The organism is Novosphingobium humi (assembly GCF_028607105.1).
GTDB classification, from domain to species: Bacteria; Pseudomonadota; Alphaproteobacteria; order Sphingomonadales; family Sphingomonadaceae; genus Novosphingobium; species Novosphingobium humi.
In genome coordinates this window covers 1,244,075-1,259,859 of record NZ_CP117417.1, presented here as the reverse complement: position 1 = coordinate 1,259,859, position 15,785 = coordinate 1,244,075, and the positions used below count along the sequence as shown (strand labels likewise).

The window sequence follows — 15,785 nt, the reverse complement described above, 5'->3', positions numbered from 1 at the left end:
CAAAATCTCCACTCCGCCGGTTGGCGGAAGACCGAATAACACCGATCAGATCGGCATCCATGCGTTGGCGATGTGGCGCACGATCACGCCGGGCGCAAGCAACAGAATATCTACCCGCATATCATCCCCGGCTTTAGCATAGTCCGGCCACAGCAATTCGGCCGCGCGCGCCACGCGGGTCAGGCGACGCTGGTCGATGGCGAAATCGAGGTCGGCCTCGCGGGCGCGCCATTTGACCTCGACAAAGACGACGAGGCCGGGCTGGCGCGCGATGATATCCACCTCGCCGCGCGGGGTTTTGACGCGCTGGGCCAATATCTCGAACCCCTGATCGCGCAGCCATTCGCAGGCCAGTCCCTCGCCATGCCGCCCCCGCGCCTCGGCGGCAATGCGGTCGGCCTCGCGTTTCCAGTTCATAGGGGCCAGTTCATTTCAACGTCAGCGCCAAAGCATACAACGCCTTGCGGTCCAGCCCGGTGGCCTTGGCCACGGCGGCGGCGGCCTGGCTGGGCTTCAACTCGCGCAATTGTTCGCGCAGCAGCTTTTCGGCATCCTCCATGCTGGCCGCCTCCGCCACCGCCGGGCCGACCATCAGCACGATCTCGCCGCGCGGCGGATTGGCGGTGTAATGTTCGATCAGTTCTTCCGGGCTGCCGCTGCGGCATTCCTCGAACATCTTGGTCAATTCGCGCGCCACGGCCACCTCGCGCCCCGGCAAAACCTTGGCAATCGCGGCCAGCGCATCGGTCAGGCGCGGCGCCGTTTCATAAAACACCAGTGTCGAAGGCACCACGGCCAGCTCGGCCAGAGCATGTTCGCGCGCCTTTTCCTTGGGCGGCAAAAATCCGGCAAACAGGAACCGATCCGAAGGCAGGCCCGAAAGCGTGATGCCCACAATCGCCGCGCTGGGGCCGGGGATCGAGGTGACGGGAATGCCCCGCTCGCGGCATTCGCGCACAAGGCGATAGCCCGGATCGGACACCAGCGGCGTGCCCGCATCCGACACCAGCGCCACCGCATGATCCGCCATCAGCGCCAGCAACCCCTCACGCGCACGCTCATCGGCATGGTCGTCATAGCGGATCATGCGCGCCTTGATGTCCAGATGCTGCAACAAACGCCCGGTAACCCGCGTATCCTCACAGGCCACCGCCGCCACGTCTCGCAATGTCTCGATAGCGCGCAAGGTGATATCGCGGAGATTGCCAATTGGCGTGGCGACAATATACAGGCCAGCAGAGAGTTTTTGTTCCATAGCTCAGCTTCATAGCAGGGCCGAACGGAGCAAGCCAACAGGACAAAAAACATGGAACAGCCCAAGGCCCCCGCATTCCGCACGCTTTGGCGCAAAAGCATGACCCTTGGCGTCACCGCGCTGCTTTCGGCCTGTACGGTCGTGCCCAAGGGGCCGGTGGAAACGCCCAATGCGCCGCCGCCGCCCACCGCGCAACTGCCCGCCGACGAAGGACGCCACCGCGTCGCGCTGCTGGTGCCGCTGTCGGGTCCGGGGGGCGCGGTGGGTCAGGCGCTGGCCAATGCCACGACCATGGCCCTGCTGGACACCAATGCCACCAAGATCCGCATCACCACCTATGACACATCATCCGGCCCGGCGGCGGCGGCGGCCAAAGCGCTGGCCGATGGCAACCGGCTGATTTTGGGGCCGATGCTTGGCGATGATGCGCTGGTCGTGGCGCAGACGGCGCGCCCGGCCCATGTGCCGGTGATTTCCTATACCGGCGACGCGGGCGTGGCGGGCAATGATGTGTTCGTGATGGGGGCGGTTCCGGCCCAGACCATCGCGCGCGAGGTCAAATATGCGCGCGCACAGGGTCTGACGCGCTTTGCCGCGCTGATGCCGCTAGGCAACTATGGCGAACGGGCGGGCAATGCCACCATCGCGGCGGTGCGCGCGGCGGGCGGCACGCTGGTGGGCATGGAAAGCTATGACCGTTCCAAAGGTTCGCTGACCGCGGCGGTGCGGCGGTTGAAAGGGCGCGGGGCGTTTGACGCGGTGGTGATCGGCGATACGGCGGCCATGGCGGCGCAGGCGGCCCCGCTGCTCAAGATCGCGGCGCCCCATCTGCGCATTCTGGGCAATGAACTGTGGGCCGGCGAGGCCGTGGTGGCGCGCACGCCCGCGCTCAACGGCGCATGGTTTGCCGCGCTCTCGGATCAGCGTTTTGGCCGCTTTACCGAAAGCTACAAGGCCCGTTTTGGTCAGCCGCCCTATCGCGCGGCCACGCTGGGCTATGACAGCGTGCTGCTGACGCTGCGCATCGCGCGCGAATGGGCGCCGGGCACGCCCTTCCCCACCGGGCGTCTGCTGGATCGGGGCGGGTTCCTCGGTCTGGACGGGATCTTCCGGTTCAACGCCAATCAGGTGATCGAGCGCGCGCTGGAAGTGCGCGAGGCGCGCGGCGGGGCGATCAATGTGCTCAGCCCCGCCCCCACCCGCTTCGAGGACTGAGGTTTCAGGGGATTTTGGGGCGCCGCCGCTTGCGTTCGGGGCCAACGCCGGTCTAGTCTGTCGTTCATGTCGGACGATCTGTTTGAAACCCCTCGCGGCCCCTCGGGCGAGACCTATGACGCCAATGCGATCGAGGTGCTCGAGGGCCTTGAACCGGTGCGCCGCCGCCCCGGCATGTATATCGGCGGCACCGACGAACGCGCGCTCCACCATCTTGTGGCCGAAGTGCTGGACAACGCGATGGACGAGGCCGTTGCGGGCCATGCCAACCGCATCGAGGTCATCCTTGAGGAAGAGCAAGGAACGCCCGGCCGCATCACCATCATCGACAATGGCCGCGGCATTCCCGTGGGCGAACATCCCAAGTTTCCCGGCAAATCCGCGCTGGAGGTGATCCTTTCAACGCTCCATTCGGGCGGCAAGTTTTCCGGCAAGGCCTATGCCACCAGCGGCGGTCTGCATGGCGTGGGCATCAGCGTGGTCAATGCGCTTTCGACGCTGACGCGGGTTGAGGTGGCGATCAACAAGGAATTGTTCGCACAGGAATTTTCCAAGGGGCATACGCTGGGCCCGATCAAAAAGGTCGGCGCGGCGCCCAACCGGCGCGGCACCAGCGTGCAGTTCACGCCCGATACCGAGATTTTCGGCAGTGATGCCCGCTTCAAGCCTGCCCGCCTGTTCAAACTGGTGCGCTCCAAGGCCTATCTGTTTGCGGGCGTCGAAATCCGCTGGAAATGCTCTCCCTCGCTGGCGTCCGAGGATGTGCCCGCCGAGGCCACATTCCAGTTCCCCGGCGGTCTGGCCGACCATCTGGCCGAGCAACTGGCCACGCGCGAATGCGTGACCGCCGCTCCCTTTGCCGGATCGCAGGATTTCCCCGGCGAGATGAACGGCCGCGTCGAATGGGCAATCGCCTGGCCGCTGTGGTCCGAGGGCGCCTATTCCTATTATTGCAACACCATTCCCACGCCCGATGGCGGCACGCATGAACAGGGCCTGCGCGCGGCGCTGACCAAGGGCATCCGCGCCTTTGGCGAACTGGTGGGCAATAAAAAGGCCAAGGACATCGCGCCCGAGGACGTGGTGACCTGCTGCGAGGCGATGCTCAGCGTCTTTATCCGCGACCCGCAATTTCAGTCCCAGACCAAGGACCGCCTGACCAGCCCCGAAGCGGCGCGTCTGGTGGAAAACGCGGTGCGCGACCATTTCGACCATTTCCTGACCGACAATATGGATCGCGGCAAGGCGCTGCTGGGCCATGTGATGGAGCGAATGGACGAGCGTTTGCGCCGCAAGGCCGAGCGCGAGGTCAAGCGCAAGACCGCCACCAATGCGCGCAAGCTGCGCCTGCCGGGCAAGCTGACCGATTGCAGCGGCGAAGGCGATGGCGAGACCGAACTGTTCATCGTCGAAGGCGATTCGGCAGGCGGCAGCGCCAAACAGGCCCGCGACCGCAAGACGCAGGCCATCCTGCCCATTCGCGGCAAGATCCTGAACGTGGCCAGCGCCAGCCTCGACAAGATCCGCGCCAACCAGGAAATCGCCGATCTCTCGCTGGCGATGGGCTGCGGGCTGCGCAAGGACTGCAACCCGGACCTTTTGCGCTATGACCGCATCATCATCATGACCGACGCCGATGTCGACGGCGCGCATATTGCCACGCTCTTGATGACCTTCTTCTTTCAGGAAATGACCGAAGTGGTGCGGCGCGGCCATATCTATCTGGCCCAGCCGCCGCTCTATCGCCTGACGGCGGGCAAGGAGAGCGCCTATGCCCGCGATGACGCGCACCGGGCCGAGCTGGAAAAGACCAAGTTCAAGGGCAAGAAAGTCGAGGTAGGCCGCTTCAAGGGCCTTGGCGAAATGAACCCCCAGCAATTGCGCGAAACCACGATGGACCCGGCCAAGCGCAGCCTTGTGCGCATCACCCTGCCGCAGGAATATGAGGACCGGGCTCAGGTCAAGGATCTGGTCGACCGCCTGATGGGCCGCAACCCGGAACACCGCTTCCACTTCATCCAGAACCGCGCCGCCGATATCGACCCCGAAATGATCGACGCATAATGGCCACCAAGGCCCATTACGAGGTGCTGGACGGCTTGCGCGGTGTCGCCGCGCTGCTGGTTCTGGTGTTTCATATCAGCGAGATCCTGTCCAAGGGCGTGATGGCCGACAATTGGCTGCCCCATGGCGCGCTGGCGGTGGATTTCTTCTTTGCGCTTTCGGGCTTTGTCATCGCCCATGCCTATGACCGGCGCATGGCCGAGGGGCTAGGCTTTGGCGGCTTCATCCTGCGACGGTTTGTGCGGCTGCATCCCATTGTGCCGCTGGCCACGTTGATCGGTGCGCTGGCGTGGGTCTTTGCGCCCTTCCCTCATGCAGCCCATGTGGTCGATGGGCGGTTCTGGACGGCGGTGGTCATGGGCCTCGTCCTACTGCCCTATCCCACACTGGCAGACCGGGCGGAGGATACCCATTCGCTCGACGGGCCGACATGGACGCTGTTTCAGGAATATATCGGCTCGATCGCCTATGGGCTGTTGCTGCACCGCCTGTCGCCGCGCGTGCTGGCATGGCTGCTGGTTCCGGCGGGCGCTCTGCTGGCATGGGGCGCGGTGGCCTATGGCAATCTCTCGGTCGGATGGGGGTGGAGCCACTGGTGGATGGCGGAGGCGCGGCTGGCGTTTCCCTTCATCTTCGGCATCATGCTGCGCCGTATCCTGCCGCGCCTGACGCCTTTGCGGATGAGCTTTGGCGGGTTGGCCATCGTCATGACCATCGCCTTTGCCGCGGGCATGCCGGGGGGCAAGCCGGGCTGGGCCAATGGGCTGCTGGAATTCGCCTATGTCGCCCTGCTCTTTCCGCTGATCATCCTGATGGGCGCGCATTCGCGGATGAGCGCGGGGATGCGTAAAGTCGCCAAGGCGCTGGGGCGCCTGTCTTACCCGTTGTATATTATCCATTATCCCTTCATCTATTGGTATTGGGATATGGCGCTTGACCCGCATCCGCATGATCTGGCCCTCTGGGCGCCGGTGCTTTACATCGGCTCGGTGGCGCTGGGCTGGGCGGCGCTGAGGCTGTGGGATGAGCCCTTGCGGCGCTGGGCCACGGCGCGATGGATTACGAAGGAGAATTGAAATGACGCATACGGGACAGTGCCTGTGCGGCGCGGTCAAGCTCTCGCTGGAGGGCGAACCGATTGCCGCGCGCATGTGCTGGTGCCGCGATTGCCAGCGGTTGGCCAGCGGGTCGGCCACGGTCAACGTCCTGTTCGCGCCGGAAAATGTGACGGTGACGGGGCCGGTGACGCTGCATCGCAAGACCGCCGACAGCGGCAATACGGTCGAGCGCGCCTTTTGCAGCGCCTGCGGCAGCCATGTGTTTTCGCGGCCCCTGCTCGATCCGCCGGTGGCCTATCGCATCCGTGCGGGGGCCTTGGACAATCCTGATATCGCCAAGCCCACCGGCATCATCTGGACCGCCAGCGCGCCCTCATGGGCGGTGATGGACCCGGCGCTGCCGCAATTTCCCAAGGCGCCGCCAGCCTAAAAAGGGCCGCCGCCAGCCTAAAAGGGCCGCTGCCAGCCTGATGCCGGCAGCGCCCATAGGCTTCAATCCTGCGGGCGCAGCTTTTCCATCGGCACCTCGGCAAACATCTTTTGCACGGCCGGGCGCGCGTTGATCTGGGCGATCCAGCGCACCAGATGCGGCGCATCGGCCTCGTTCACCAGTTCGGGGAAGCTGTAATTCATGCCATTGGCGATGGCGAAATTGCAGATGTCGGCCAGCGTGAACATGCCGCCCGCCAGCCATTCATGGTCGGCCAGATGGTCGTTGAGGCGCGTGACCGAATAGGAAATCTTGCGCATTTCCTCGTCGAGCAGATCCTGGGGGAAGCCTTCGCGCGCGCGGCGCCATTTGACCTGCTGCTCAAAGACCGGGATGGCCTTCACCTTTTCCTCAAAGGCCTCGTCGCTCATGCCTTTGACCATATTGCCGACATAGCGGTGCCAGCCGATGGTCGAGACGCACCAGCAGAAATATTCATCCACCCACTTGGTCCAGATCCGCATCTGGGCGCGGCCATAGGAATCGGCGGGGCGCAGCTTCACCTCGCCGGGGTGCTCATCCTCCAGATATTCGCAAATCACCGTGCTTTCGGTAATCACCTTGTCGCCATCGACCAGAGCGGGCACCTGTCCGCGCGGATTGATGGCCTTGAACCAATCCTGATGATGTTCAAAGATGGCCGGGTTCAGGCGGTGCCCTTCGAACGGCGTGCCCTTTTCATAAAGGGTGAGCAGCGGCTTCATCGAATTGGCGGCGGGGCCAAAGGAATAGAGTTTGAGCATCGTCCAGGCATCCTCTTGTGCTTTGCGCCGACCTTAAGGAATGTAAGCAATGCATACAAGTGGTGGGAAAAATACCCGGCAAGTTCAACCCATCGGGCCGAGCCGGTTTTCCCTCATCCGCGCCCGGATCGAAACTTTCGCCCCGCGCCCCGGATGGCACACATGGGTCTTTGAATTCCTGCTCTTCGGCTTCAAGCAAGGCTGGGCCTGCCTGTTTGGCGGCCTGATGCTGGGCCTGCCTGTTTGGCGGCCTGATGCTGGCCCTGCTTTTGCTCACCCATCTGTTCTATCCGGCCCACGCGGCGCTGGCCCGCTATGACATGCTGACGCTTTCGGCGCTGGGGATACAGGTGGCGATGCTGGCGCTGCGGCTGGAAAGCCGCGAGGAGGCCTGGGTTATCGCGGCCTTTCACATCGTCGGCACGGTGATGGAACTGTTCAAAACCGCGCAAGGGTCATGGGTCTATCCCGAGGCAGGGTTTCTGCGGATCGGCCATGTGCCTTTGTTCTCCGGCTTCATGTATGCGGCCGTGGGCAGCTATATCGCCCGCGTGTGGCGCATCTTTGATTTCCGTTTCAGCCATTATCCCGACGAGCGGCTGACCGTGCTGGTGGCGGTGCTCATCTATGTGAATTTCTTCGCCCATCACTGGCTGCCCGATATTCGGCTGGGCCTGTTTGTGGCGATTGGGCTGCTGTTTTGGCGCACGCGGGTCTATTTCCGCAACTGGCGGGTGCATCGCTGGATGCCGCTGCTGCTGGGGTGGTTTCTGGTGGCGGGTTTTATCTGGATCGCGGAAAATATCGCGACCTTTGCCAATGCCTGGCTCTATCCGGGCCAGCGGCATGGCTGGGTGATGGTTTCGCCCTCGAAATTGGGCGCGTGGTATCTGTTGATGTATATTTCGTTTGTGCTGGTGGCGCGGCTGCATCGCGCCGCGCCACCGGGCGATCAGTAAAGTAGATAAGGCCGGATTTCCTCCGCCCAGCGCATTTCATCGGGCGCGGTGATCGCATCGAGATCGCCTGCAACCGACCCGGCATCATCCACCCATTCGCGCAAACCCGGCCCGCCGTTGATGACATCAATGGCAAGACGGGTCAGTTCATACTCATAGGGAAAATCGCGCCACAGCGGATAATCGGGATAAAGGCGCCGGATCGCCTTGAAGGCCAGCGCCTGCAAACGCCAGGGGCGGAAGGCATGATGGTCATAGAACCCGCCCTCGGCATGGATCATCAAGGCGCTGCAAAGCTGCCCCACATGCTTGTGGAACGTGGGCGAGAACCAGCATTCGCGCAGCGCGCAGCCCGTCATCCACTGCGGCGCAAATGCCTGCATTTCGGCCAGCACCGCCTTGGCATCCACATCGGGCGCGCCGAACAAAACCTCCAGCGGACGGGTCGTGCCGCGCCCTTCGGACAGGTTCGTGCCCTCCAGCATCACCGTCCCGGCATAGGCGCGGGCCATGTTCAGGCTGGCCGCATTAGGGCTGGGGTTGATCCAGATCCGCTCTTCAGGCCAGCCAAAACCGGCAAGACCCGCGCGGGCCGGAGCATCCGGCGCCCAGCCCTCCATCGTGATGACACGGTAATCCACGTCCAGCTTGTAATGGTCGATAAACCAGCGCCCCATCTCGCCCAGCGTCAGGCCATGGCGCATCGGCATCGGTCCTGCGCCGACAAAGCTCTCCTGTCCGGGGATCAGCGTCAGCCCCTCGATGGGCCGCCCCGCCGGATTGGGCCGATCGAGCACCCAGACCGATTTGCCCGTGCCCGATGCCGCCTCCAACAGATAAAGCAACGTGGTGACGAAAGTGTAGATCCGGCAGCCAAGGTCCTGAAGATCGAACAGGAACACATCGGCCGTGTCCATCATCGCCGGGGTCGGGCGGCGCACCTGACCATATAGGCTGAACACCGGAATGCCGAGCGCGGGGTCAAATTCGTCCTCCGTCTCGACCATATTGTCCTGCTTGTCGCCCTTCAGCCCGTGCTGGGGGCCAAAGGCGCTGGTCAGGTTCACATCGCCGCAGGCGGCCAGCGCATCGAGACTATGCACCAGCCCCGAGGTCAGCGAGGCAGGATGCGCGACCAGCGAGACACGGCGCCCGGCAAGCGGCGCACGAAGAGCGGGATCAGCGAGCAGGCGATCAAGGCCGAAATGAACAGTCATGGCGCCTCCGCTGCCGCAAGCTGGAGCGTGAAGCAAGAGCGCTTGTGAAAATCGGGCCGGCCTTCGCCACGGGCCAGCGCCCAATAGGATTTGTGGCCGCCCTTTCCATCGACGCCCATCTCCTCGATCACGGCGGTCAACCCAGCGCAAACCGCCCCATCCAGAATTGCGCGCGAGAGGCGGACCTCGCAAATGGCCGCATCGCCCTCGCGCCGGATGACGATTGCCGGGGCGATTGTCATCTCCGCATCGCGCCCGCCCTCGCGATAATCGGCAAAGGCATAGGTCGCCCAGCGCGAAGAGGGCGAGAAGTTGAATTCGCGATAGGTGGTCCCCGCCTGCCCCAGAAACATCTCGAAACAGGTCGTCTTCCACAGGTCGTCATGGCGCTCCGGCGCAGCGGGCGCAGGCAGCACCAGCCCCCCCGCCCCGTCCACGCGATAGCGCAGCATCAGAGCATCGCCGCGCGCCTCCCATGCCACGCTCACGGATTTCACCCCCATTGCGGGCGTTTGCGGGTGACAGATCAGCGAGAAAGTTCCCAAAGCCAATTCTCCATGCTAGGCGGCAGCTTCAATCAAGAGGCAAACATGACCGAATACAAGTCCGACCTGCTGCGCCTGCTGTCTGAACGCGGCCATATCCACCAGTTGACCGATGCGCATGGGCTTGATGCCCTTGCCCAAAAAGAGGTGGTGGTGGCGTATAACGGCTATGACGCGACGGCTTCCTCGCTGCATGTCGGCAATCTGGCCTCGGTGATGCTGCTGCGCCGCCTGCAACAGGCGGGGCACAAGCCCATTGCGCTGATGGGCGGCGGCACGACCAAGGTGGGCGACCCCAGCGGCAAGGACGAATCGCGCAAACTGCTGACCGAAGAGACGATTGCCTCGAACATCGCGGGGATCGCCAAGGTGTTTCACCGCCTGCTCCGCTTTGACGACAGCGCGACGGGCGCACAAATGGTCAACAATGCCGATTGGCTGGACCAGTTGGGCTATATCGACCTGCTGCGCAATGTCGGCCCGCATTTCACGGTCAACCGCATGCTGACCTTTGATTCGGTCAAGCTGCGGCTTGATCGCGAACAGCCGCTGACCTTCCTTGAATTCAACTACATGATCCTTCAGGCCTATGACTTCCGCGAACTGGCGCTGCGCCACGGCTGCCGGTTGCAATTGGGCGGGTCGGACCAATGGGGCAATATCGTCAACGGCATCGAATTGACGCGCCGCATGAACGGGATCGAGCTTTTCGGCCTGACCACGCCGCTGCTGACCACGGCCGATGGGGCCAAGATGGGCAAGAGCGTCAACGGCGCGGTGTGGCTGAATGAAGAACTGCTGCCGCATTATGATTTCTGGCAGTTCTGGCGCAACACCGATGACCGTGATGTGGGCCGTTTCCTGCGGATCTTCACCGATGTTCCGCTTGACGAGATCGTCCGGCTCGAAGCGCTGGAGGGCAGCGAGATCAATGCGGCCAAGGTCGTGCTGGCCAATGAGGTGACGAAACTGGTGCGCGGCGAAGAAGCCGCCAAGGCCGCCGAAGCCACCGCCAGCGCCACCTTTGCAGGCGGCGGTCTGGGCGCGGATCTGCCGGTGTGGCATGTTCCGGCCGAAGGCTGCACGATCATCGATGCGCTGGTCGGAATTGGATTTGCGGCGAGCCGAGGTGAAGCCAAACGCCTGATCGCAGGCGGCGGGGCCAAGCTGGATGGCATGGCCGTAAGCGATGAAAATCAGGCCATTAGCCTTAAAAGCGGGGAAATCCGCCTTTCTTCGGGCAAGAAGAAACACGGCATTCTCAAGCCCTTGTGACATTTTTGGAGGCGGCAAAGCCTTGCCGCCTCCACCGGCAGCCTTTTGCCATATTTACCATTTTTTCGCCATTTGTGTCCTAAATGCTTCTCCCGGACGTATTTTATGCAGGAGATTGACACATGGCTTCAGGGGCTCAGCTTTCGGTTACCGAACTGCGCCGCGCCGCGCGCCATCCGGTCAGTTTCCGGGTGGTAGCCGAACACCGGCGCGTGGGCGATGTGATGCTCGACATCGCCAATATTTCGATCCACGGCTTCATGGTCGGCAACAAGGTCGAATTGGGGCGCGGCGAAAGGGTGACGATCCGTTTGCCCGTCGTCGGGCGCATCGAGGCCCATCTGATCTGGTCGACCGACGATCGTTCCGGCTTTCAGTTTGAACGCATCATCCGTCAGGACGATTTCACCAACATGATCGCCGCGCTGCAACCCAATCCGCGCCTGCGCCGATAATCGCGGGCGCCGGGCAACGGCGCGCACAAGCCAGATTTTTCCTTCCCCAAGCACTGGTATCTTGGCAATCGCCTTCGCACCTGCCACATCGGCGCGGTGATGGAGCCAACCAACCCTCTGCAAATTGCGGACTATCGCCGATTTTGGACCGCCCGTTTCCTCTCCTGGCTGTCGGGCTCGGGCATGGTGGTCATTATCGGCTATCAGCTCTATGATCTGGCGCGGCAATCCTATGGCATGACCATTGCCCAGGCCTCCTTCATGCTGGGGGTGTTGGGCTTTGTGCAATTCGTGCCGATGTTTCTGCTGACGCCGGTGTCGGGCGTGGTGTCCGACCGGTTTGACCGGCGCAAAGTCGGCGCGCTGTCGGTCTCGGTCGATATGGCCATGGCACTGACGCTGGCCATCACCACATGGCAGGGCTGGCTCAGCATGCCGCTGGTGCTGTTTCTGGGCATGGCGCATGGTACGGCGCGGGTATTTGTCGGGCCGTCGGTGGGGGCCATTGCGCCGATGATCGTGCCGCCCGCGCTCTTGCCCCGCGCGATTGCGATGAATTCCATGGCCATGCAATCGGGCACGATTGCCGGGCCTGCGGTGGCGGGGTTGCTGTTTGGCTGGCATCCTTCGCTCTTCTATTGGATGTCCTGCGCGCTGCTGTGCGTTTCGGCGCTGGCGCTGCTGACGATCCGCCCTCTGCCCCCCCATGCCGCCAACCGTGAAACCCATCCGATGCGCATGGCGTGGGAGGGGCTGGCCTTTGTGCGGAGCAATCCTTTCCTGCTGGGCTGCATCACGCTCGATCTGTTTGCGGTGCTGCTGGCCGGGGCCACGGCGCTGCTGCCGGTCTATGCGCGCGATATCCTGCATGTGGGGCCTACGGGTCTGGGCCAGATGCGCGCGGCCCCGGCGGTGGGCGCGGCGGTGCTGGGCATCCTGTTGTCGATCAAACCGCTGGAGCGGCGGGTGGGCATCACCATGCTCGGCTCGGTCGCGCTGTTTGGCGCGGCGACGGCGGTGTTTGCCGTTTCCACCAATTATGCGCTGTCGCTGGCCATGCTGGCGGTGCTGGGCGCGGCCGACATGATCAGCATGTTCGTGCGCTCCACGCTGGTCCAGATGCATACGCCCGATGAAATGCGCGGGCGGGTTTCGGCCATTTCGGGTCTGGCCATCGGCGCGTCCAATGAATTGGGCGAGATGGAATCGGGCATTGCCGCATGGCTGCTGGGGGCGCAAGGTGCGGTGCTGTTCGGCGGCCTTGGCGCGGTGGCGGTGACGCTGATCTGGGCCTTTCTGTTTCCGCAAATCCGCAAAGCCAATCGTTTTACCCCCCAAGAGGATGATTGATCATGCTTCAGCCTGTTTCCTATTCCGACGGTGATGTCGCGCTGACCGGCTGGCTGGCGCGTCCGGCCGGAACGCCGCGCGCCGCGATCCTGATCTGGCCCACCATCGCCAATATCGGCCCTGCCATCGAGGCGCGTGCGCTGGCTCTGGCCGAACAGGGCTATCTGGCCATGGTCGGCGATTTCTACGGCGCGCCCGTCGCCAGCTTTGAGGCGTCATTCCCGATGGCCGAGGTTTTGCGCAAGGATTGGGATGCCTACCGCAAGCGCCTCCATGCCGCGCTTTCGGCGCTGCGCGCCCTGCCCGAAGCCGAAGGTTTGAAGATGGGCGTCATCGGCTATTGCATGGGCGGTCAGGCAGCACTCGAACTGGCGCGCGACGGGGCCGATATTGCCGCCGCGGTCAGTTTCCACGGCGTGTTCGGCACCGAGAAGCCCGCCGCGCCCGGAGCGGTCAAGGCGCGCATTCTGGTGCTGCACGGCGATGCCGACCCGCTGGCCCCGCGCAGCGCCGTCATCGGCCTGTGGGAGGAATTGGACGCCGCCGGGGCCAACTGGCATTTCCATTCCTATGCCAATGTGCGCCACGGCTTTACCGACCCCGACAGCGATGCGCGCGGCAAGGATTTCCTTGGCTATAACACCAGCGCCGACCGTCAGAGCTGGGCCGCGATGCTCAGCTTCTTCGACGAGATCTTCGCCTGATCAATCGATGCGCTGGAGGGCATCGCCCTCCAGCCTGCGATAAAAGCAACTGCGCGCACCCGTGTGGCAGGCCGGGCCTTCGGGGCGGCACAGCATGACCAGCGCGTCCTGATCGCAATCCACCCGGATTTCCTGCACCCGCAGGAAATGGCCCGAAGTCTCGCCCTTCAGCCACAATTTCCCGCGCGAACGCGAATGGAAATGCGCCAGCCCGGTCTCGCGCGTCTTGTCCAGCGCCTGCGCATCCATGAACGCCACCATCAGGATCTCGCGGCTTTCCGAATCGACCGCGATGGCCGTCAAAAGACCCTGCGCATCGAAACGCGGCATGAAGGTGGAACCGGATTCGCGCTCGATATTCCCGGCGGACATACGTAAAAATTCCCGTTCAAGGCGCCCCTGCCCTCTGCGGTGCGCGGTGATGTTGCGCGATAACCACAACTGGGGGCGAAAATCCACACTTGCGATCATCGCCTCTTTATCTTTGGCCCGAAAAGTTGAAACAAATCGGTCACGGTCTTGAGGGAGATCGCATTTGACCAGGCAGCGGAACGCGCCACGGTTCAGGGAAATGCCAGCCAGCGCTGAAAGAGCGTTGCGCGGTAGTAGAGAATGAGGGTTCAGGTGTGGTGGCCCATCAGGGGGGGACACCAGTTGCGCTGAGAAGCGTCGCCTATCAGTTTCGTCACGTGAACGCCCGGAGGTTTATCCCTCCGGGCGTTTTCTTATGCGCCGCTCAAGGCAGCGCCTCGCCATGCACGCGGGCGAAACAGGCCACGATTACCCGCGCCGCGCCCGCCTGCTCGAGCGCGGCGATACAGGCATTGGTGGTCGCCCCGCTGGTCAACACATCATCGGCCAGAATCACCTTGGCGCCATGCAGGCGCGCCTTGCGGGCAGGATGCAGGGCAATCGCGCCGCTCAGCACTTTGGCCCGTTCCTGCGGCCCCAGTCCGCCCAGCATCGGCGTCTTGCGCCGCCGCACCAGCGCGTCGACCAGCGGCTTTGCCCCGGTGTGCCGCGCAATCTCCTGCGCCAACAGCGCCGATTGGTTGAAGCCCCGCCCCCACAGCCGCCAACGATGCAGCGGCACCGGCACCACCAGCCAGCCCGGCCCAATATCCTGCGCTTTCAGCCGCGCCGCCATCAGCCGCCCCATCAGCCCGGCCAGCGCCAGGCGCCGCCCATGTTTAAGCGCGATCACCAATTGGCGCGAGGTATCATTATAAAGCGTGGCCGCCGCGACGCCATCATGGCGCGGCGTCTCGACAACACAGGTGTGGCACAGCAGGCCATCCTCGGCATGGGAAGCCGCCGCGCTGCTCAACGGGCGCTGGCACAGCCGGCACGAAGGATCGCCCGGCATCGCCAGCCCCGACCAGCACGGCGCGCAAAGCCCGCCATGCGCGCTGATCCCTTCGCCGCACAGCGGGCAGCGCGGGGGAAACAGCAGGTCGAGAACGGGCGAAAGTTGGCGCATGGACCAAAGTCTAATGGCTGCTTTTGCGGGGGCAAGCGTGAAGATCCTTGCAGCCGCGCGGCGCAAGAGGCAGGACGGGGCGCATGAGTCAGCCTCCCCGCATTTTCGCGCCGCACCGCCGCCTTGCCGCCCGCCGCCGGGCGATGGTCCTGCAAAATCAGCCCAATGCCGCGCATTATCTGCTCGACGATATGGTTGAGGATGTGCTCGAGCGGCTCTCCTTTGTGCAGATGGTGCCCAAACGGGCGCTGGTGGTGGGCGATTGGACCGGTGCGCTGGGTGCCGCTCTGCGCGCGCAAGGCGCCGAGGTGGTGGAGGCCGATCCGGCGGGCCTGCGCGGGGCGATGGTGCTGGATGAAGAGCAGCCCTATCTGCTGCGCGATTTCGACCTCATCGCCTCGTTGGGCACTTTGGATACGGTCAATGACCTGCCCGGCGCGCTGATCCATATGCGGCAGGCGCTGGCGCCGGGCGGCGTGATGATCGCCAGCTTTGCCGGGGCCGGGTCGCTGCCTGCGCTGCGCGCAATCATGATGGCCGCCGATGGCGACCGCCCCGCCGCCCGGATGCACCCGATGGTCGATGTGCGCGCAGGGGCGCAATTGCTGCAACGCGCCGGTTTTGCCGATCCGGTCAGCGATGGTCGCGCGGTCAAGGTGCGCTTCCGCTCGCTGGCGGGGTTGGTGGGCGATGTGCGGGCGCAGGCTTGGGGCGGGGTTTTGGCCCAGAACGGCCCCGCCGTGGGCGAGGCTGGTTATGCCCGCGCGCTGGTGGCCTTTGATGAACTGGCCGAGGATGGGCGCGTGACCGAAGTGTTCGAGATTTTGACGTTGAGTGGGTGGAGAAGATGAAGGGATAGATGCGAGGGTCTAGACCCTCGCGCTCCCGTTACTGTATGCGTTGCGTGTCCGGTTCGGCGTTTTGTGTCGGACGCGACGTCAAAAAATTAAAGCCTGCGGTGCCTTATCTTGGCGC

16 protein-coding genes and 1 pseudogene are annotated in these 15,785 nt (G+C 63.8%); 10 read left to right on the top strand and 7 right to left on the bottom strand.

The genetic code is table 11. From position 1 onward, the window contains the following. Nucleotides 1–45 precede the first annotated feature (45 nt). Nucleotides 46–417 (bottom strand): YraN family protein, encoded by a 372-nt coding sequence (locus PQ457_RS05660; RefSeq protein ID WP_273618770.1) that lies wholly within the window; start codon nucleotides 415–417, stop codon nucleotides 46–48. Nucleotides 418–427: 10 nt separating this feature from the next. Continuing rightward, complete coding sequence (gene rsmI, locus PQ457_RS05655) at nucleotides 428–1,255, bottom strand: 16S rRNA (cytidine(1402)-2'-O)-methyltransferase (RefSeq protein WP_273618769.1); 828 nt, start codon at nucleotides 1,253–1,255, stop codon at nucleotides 428–430. 51 nt (nucleotides 1,256–1,306) lie between these two features. Between rsmI and PQ457_RS05650 the strand changes: the two genes are divergently transcribed. The 4 genes from PQ457_RS05650 to PQ457_RS05635 all read left to right on the top strand — a co-directional run bounded on the left by PQ457_RS05650 (nucleotide 1,307) and on the right by PQ457_RS05635 (nucleotide 6,022). Beyond that, nucleotides 1,307–2,470, top strand: coding sequence for a penicillin-binding protein activator (locus PQ457_RS05650; protein WP_273618768.1), 1,164 nt, complete (start codon nucleotides 1,307–1,309; stop codon nucleotides 2,468–2,470). Nucleotides 2,471–2,536: 66 nt separating this feature from the next. Next, the gene (parE, locus tag PQ457_RS05645) at nucleotides 2,537–4,534 is read left to right on the top strand and encodes a DNA topoisomerase IV subunit B (RefSeq protein ID WP_273618767.1); all 1,998 of its coding nucleotides are present in this window, start codon (nucleotides 2,537–2,539) and stop codon (nucleotides 4,532–4,534) included. After that, nucleotides 4,534–5,610 carry an acyltransferase family protein gene (locus PQ457_RS05640; RefSeq protein WP_273618766.1) on the top strand — a complete coding sequence of 359 codons (1,077 nt, stop codon included), beginning with the start codon at nucleotides 4,534–4,536 and terminating at the stop codon, nucleotides 5,608–5,610. The genes parE and PQ457_RS05640 overlap by 1 nt, the downstream gene beginning before the upstream one ends. Before the next feature lies 1 nt (nucleotide 5,611). Next, nucleotides 5,612–6,022, top strand: a complete 411-nt coding sequence (locus PQ457_RS05635) for a GFA family protein (protein ID WP_273618765.1) — start codon at nucleotides 5,612–5,614, stop codon at nucleotides 6,020–6,022. 62 nt (nucleotides 6,023–6,084) lie between these two features. Here the strand turns inward: PQ457_RS05635 and PQ457_RS05630 are convergent, their stop codons facing one another. Then, a complete protein-coding gene (locus PQ457_RS05630; protein WP_273618764.1) occupies nucleotides 6,085–6,825 on the bottom strand; it encodes a glutathione S-transferase family protein in 741 nt (246 codons plus the stop codon). A gap of 49 nt (nucleotides 6,826–6,874) precedes the next feature. Here PQ457_RS05630 and PQ457_RS05625 point away from each other — a divergent pair. Beyond that, nucleotides 6,875–7,784 (top strand): annotated as a pseudogene (locus PQ457_RS05625) (DUF817 domain-containing protein). Here PQ457_RS05625 and PQ457_RS05620 read toward each other — a convergent pair. Together PQ457_RS05620 and PQ457_RS05615 are read right to left on the bottom strand one after the other, a co-directional pair. Then, complete coding sequence (locus PQ457_RS05620) at nucleotides 7,778–9,001, bottom strand: exo-beta-N-acetylmuramidase NamZ family protein (protein ID WP_273618763.1); 1,224 nt, start codon at nucleotides 8,999–9,001, stop codon at nucleotides 7,778–7,780. The pseudogene PQ457_RS05625 and the gene PQ457_RS05620 overlap by 7 nt on opposite strands. Beyond that, a complete protein-coding gene (locus tag PQ457_RS05615) occupies nucleotides 8,998–9,552 on the bottom strand; it encodes a DOMON-like domain-containing protein (RefSeq protein WP_273618762.1) in 555 nt (184 codons plus the stop codon). The genes PQ457_RS05620 and PQ457_RS05615 overlap by 4 nt, the downstream gene beginning before the upstream one ends. Nucleotides 9,553–9,591: 39 nt before the next feature. On the opposite strand from PQ457_RS05615, the gene tyrS reads away from it, so the two are divergent. The 4 genes from tyrS (at nucleotide 9,592) to PQ457_RS05595 (ending at nucleotide 13,330) form a co-directional block, all read left to right on the top strand. After that, a complete protein-coding gene (gene tyrS, locus PQ457_RS05610) occupies nucleotides 9,592–10,821 on the top strand; it encodes a tyrosine--tRNA ligase (protein WP_273618761.1) in 1,230 nt (409 codons plus the stop codon). Between the two features lie 122 nt (nucleotides 10,822–10,943). Next, entirely contained in the window at nucleotides 10,944–11,276 is a 333-nt protein-coding gene (locus tag PQ457_RS05605; RefSeq protein ID WP_168602579.1) for a PilZ domain-containing protein, read from the top strand. A 99-nt stretch (nucleotides 11,277–11,375) separates the two neighbouring features. Continuing rightward, entirely contained in the window at nucleotides 11,376–12,626 is a 1,251-nt protein-coding gene (locus PQ457_RS05600) for an MFS transporter (RefSeq protein WP_273619257.1), read from the top strand. Between the two features lie 2 nt (nucleotides 12,627–12,628). Then, a complete protein-coding gene (locus PQ457_RS05595) occupies nucleotides 12,629–13,330 on the top strand; it encodes a dienelactone hydrolase family protein (protein WP_273618760.1) in 702 nt (233 codons plus the stop codon). On the opposite strand, the gene hisI is transcribed toward PQ457_RS05595, so the two are convergent. Both hisI and PQ457_RS05585 read right to left on the bottom strand, forming a co-directional pair. Further along, entirely contained in the window at nucleotides 13,331–13,702 is a 372-nt protein-coding gene (gene hisI / locus PQ457_RS05590; protein WP_273618759.1) for a phosphoribosyl-AMP cyclohydrolase, read from the bottom strand. A gap of 364 nt (nucleotides 13,703–14,066) precedes the next feature. After that, the gene (locus tag PQ457_RS05585; protein ID WP_273618758.1) at nucleotides 14,067–14,810 is read right to left on the bottom strand and encodes a ComF family protein; all 744 of its coding nucleotides are present in this window, start codon (nucleotides 14,808–14,810) and stop codon (nucleotides 14,067–14,069) included. A gap of 83 nt (nucleotides 14,811–14,893) precedes the next feature. On the opposite strand from PQ457_RS05585, the gene PQ457_RS05580 reads away from it, so the two are divergent. Then, nucleotides 14,894–15,661 (top strand): methyltransferase domain-containing protein, encoded by a 768-nt coding sequence (locus PQ457_RS05580; RefSeq protein WP_273618757.1) that lies wholly within the window; start codon nucleotides 14,894–14,896, stop codon nucleotides 15,659–15,661. Nucleotides 15,662–15,785 lie beyond the last annotated feature (124 nt).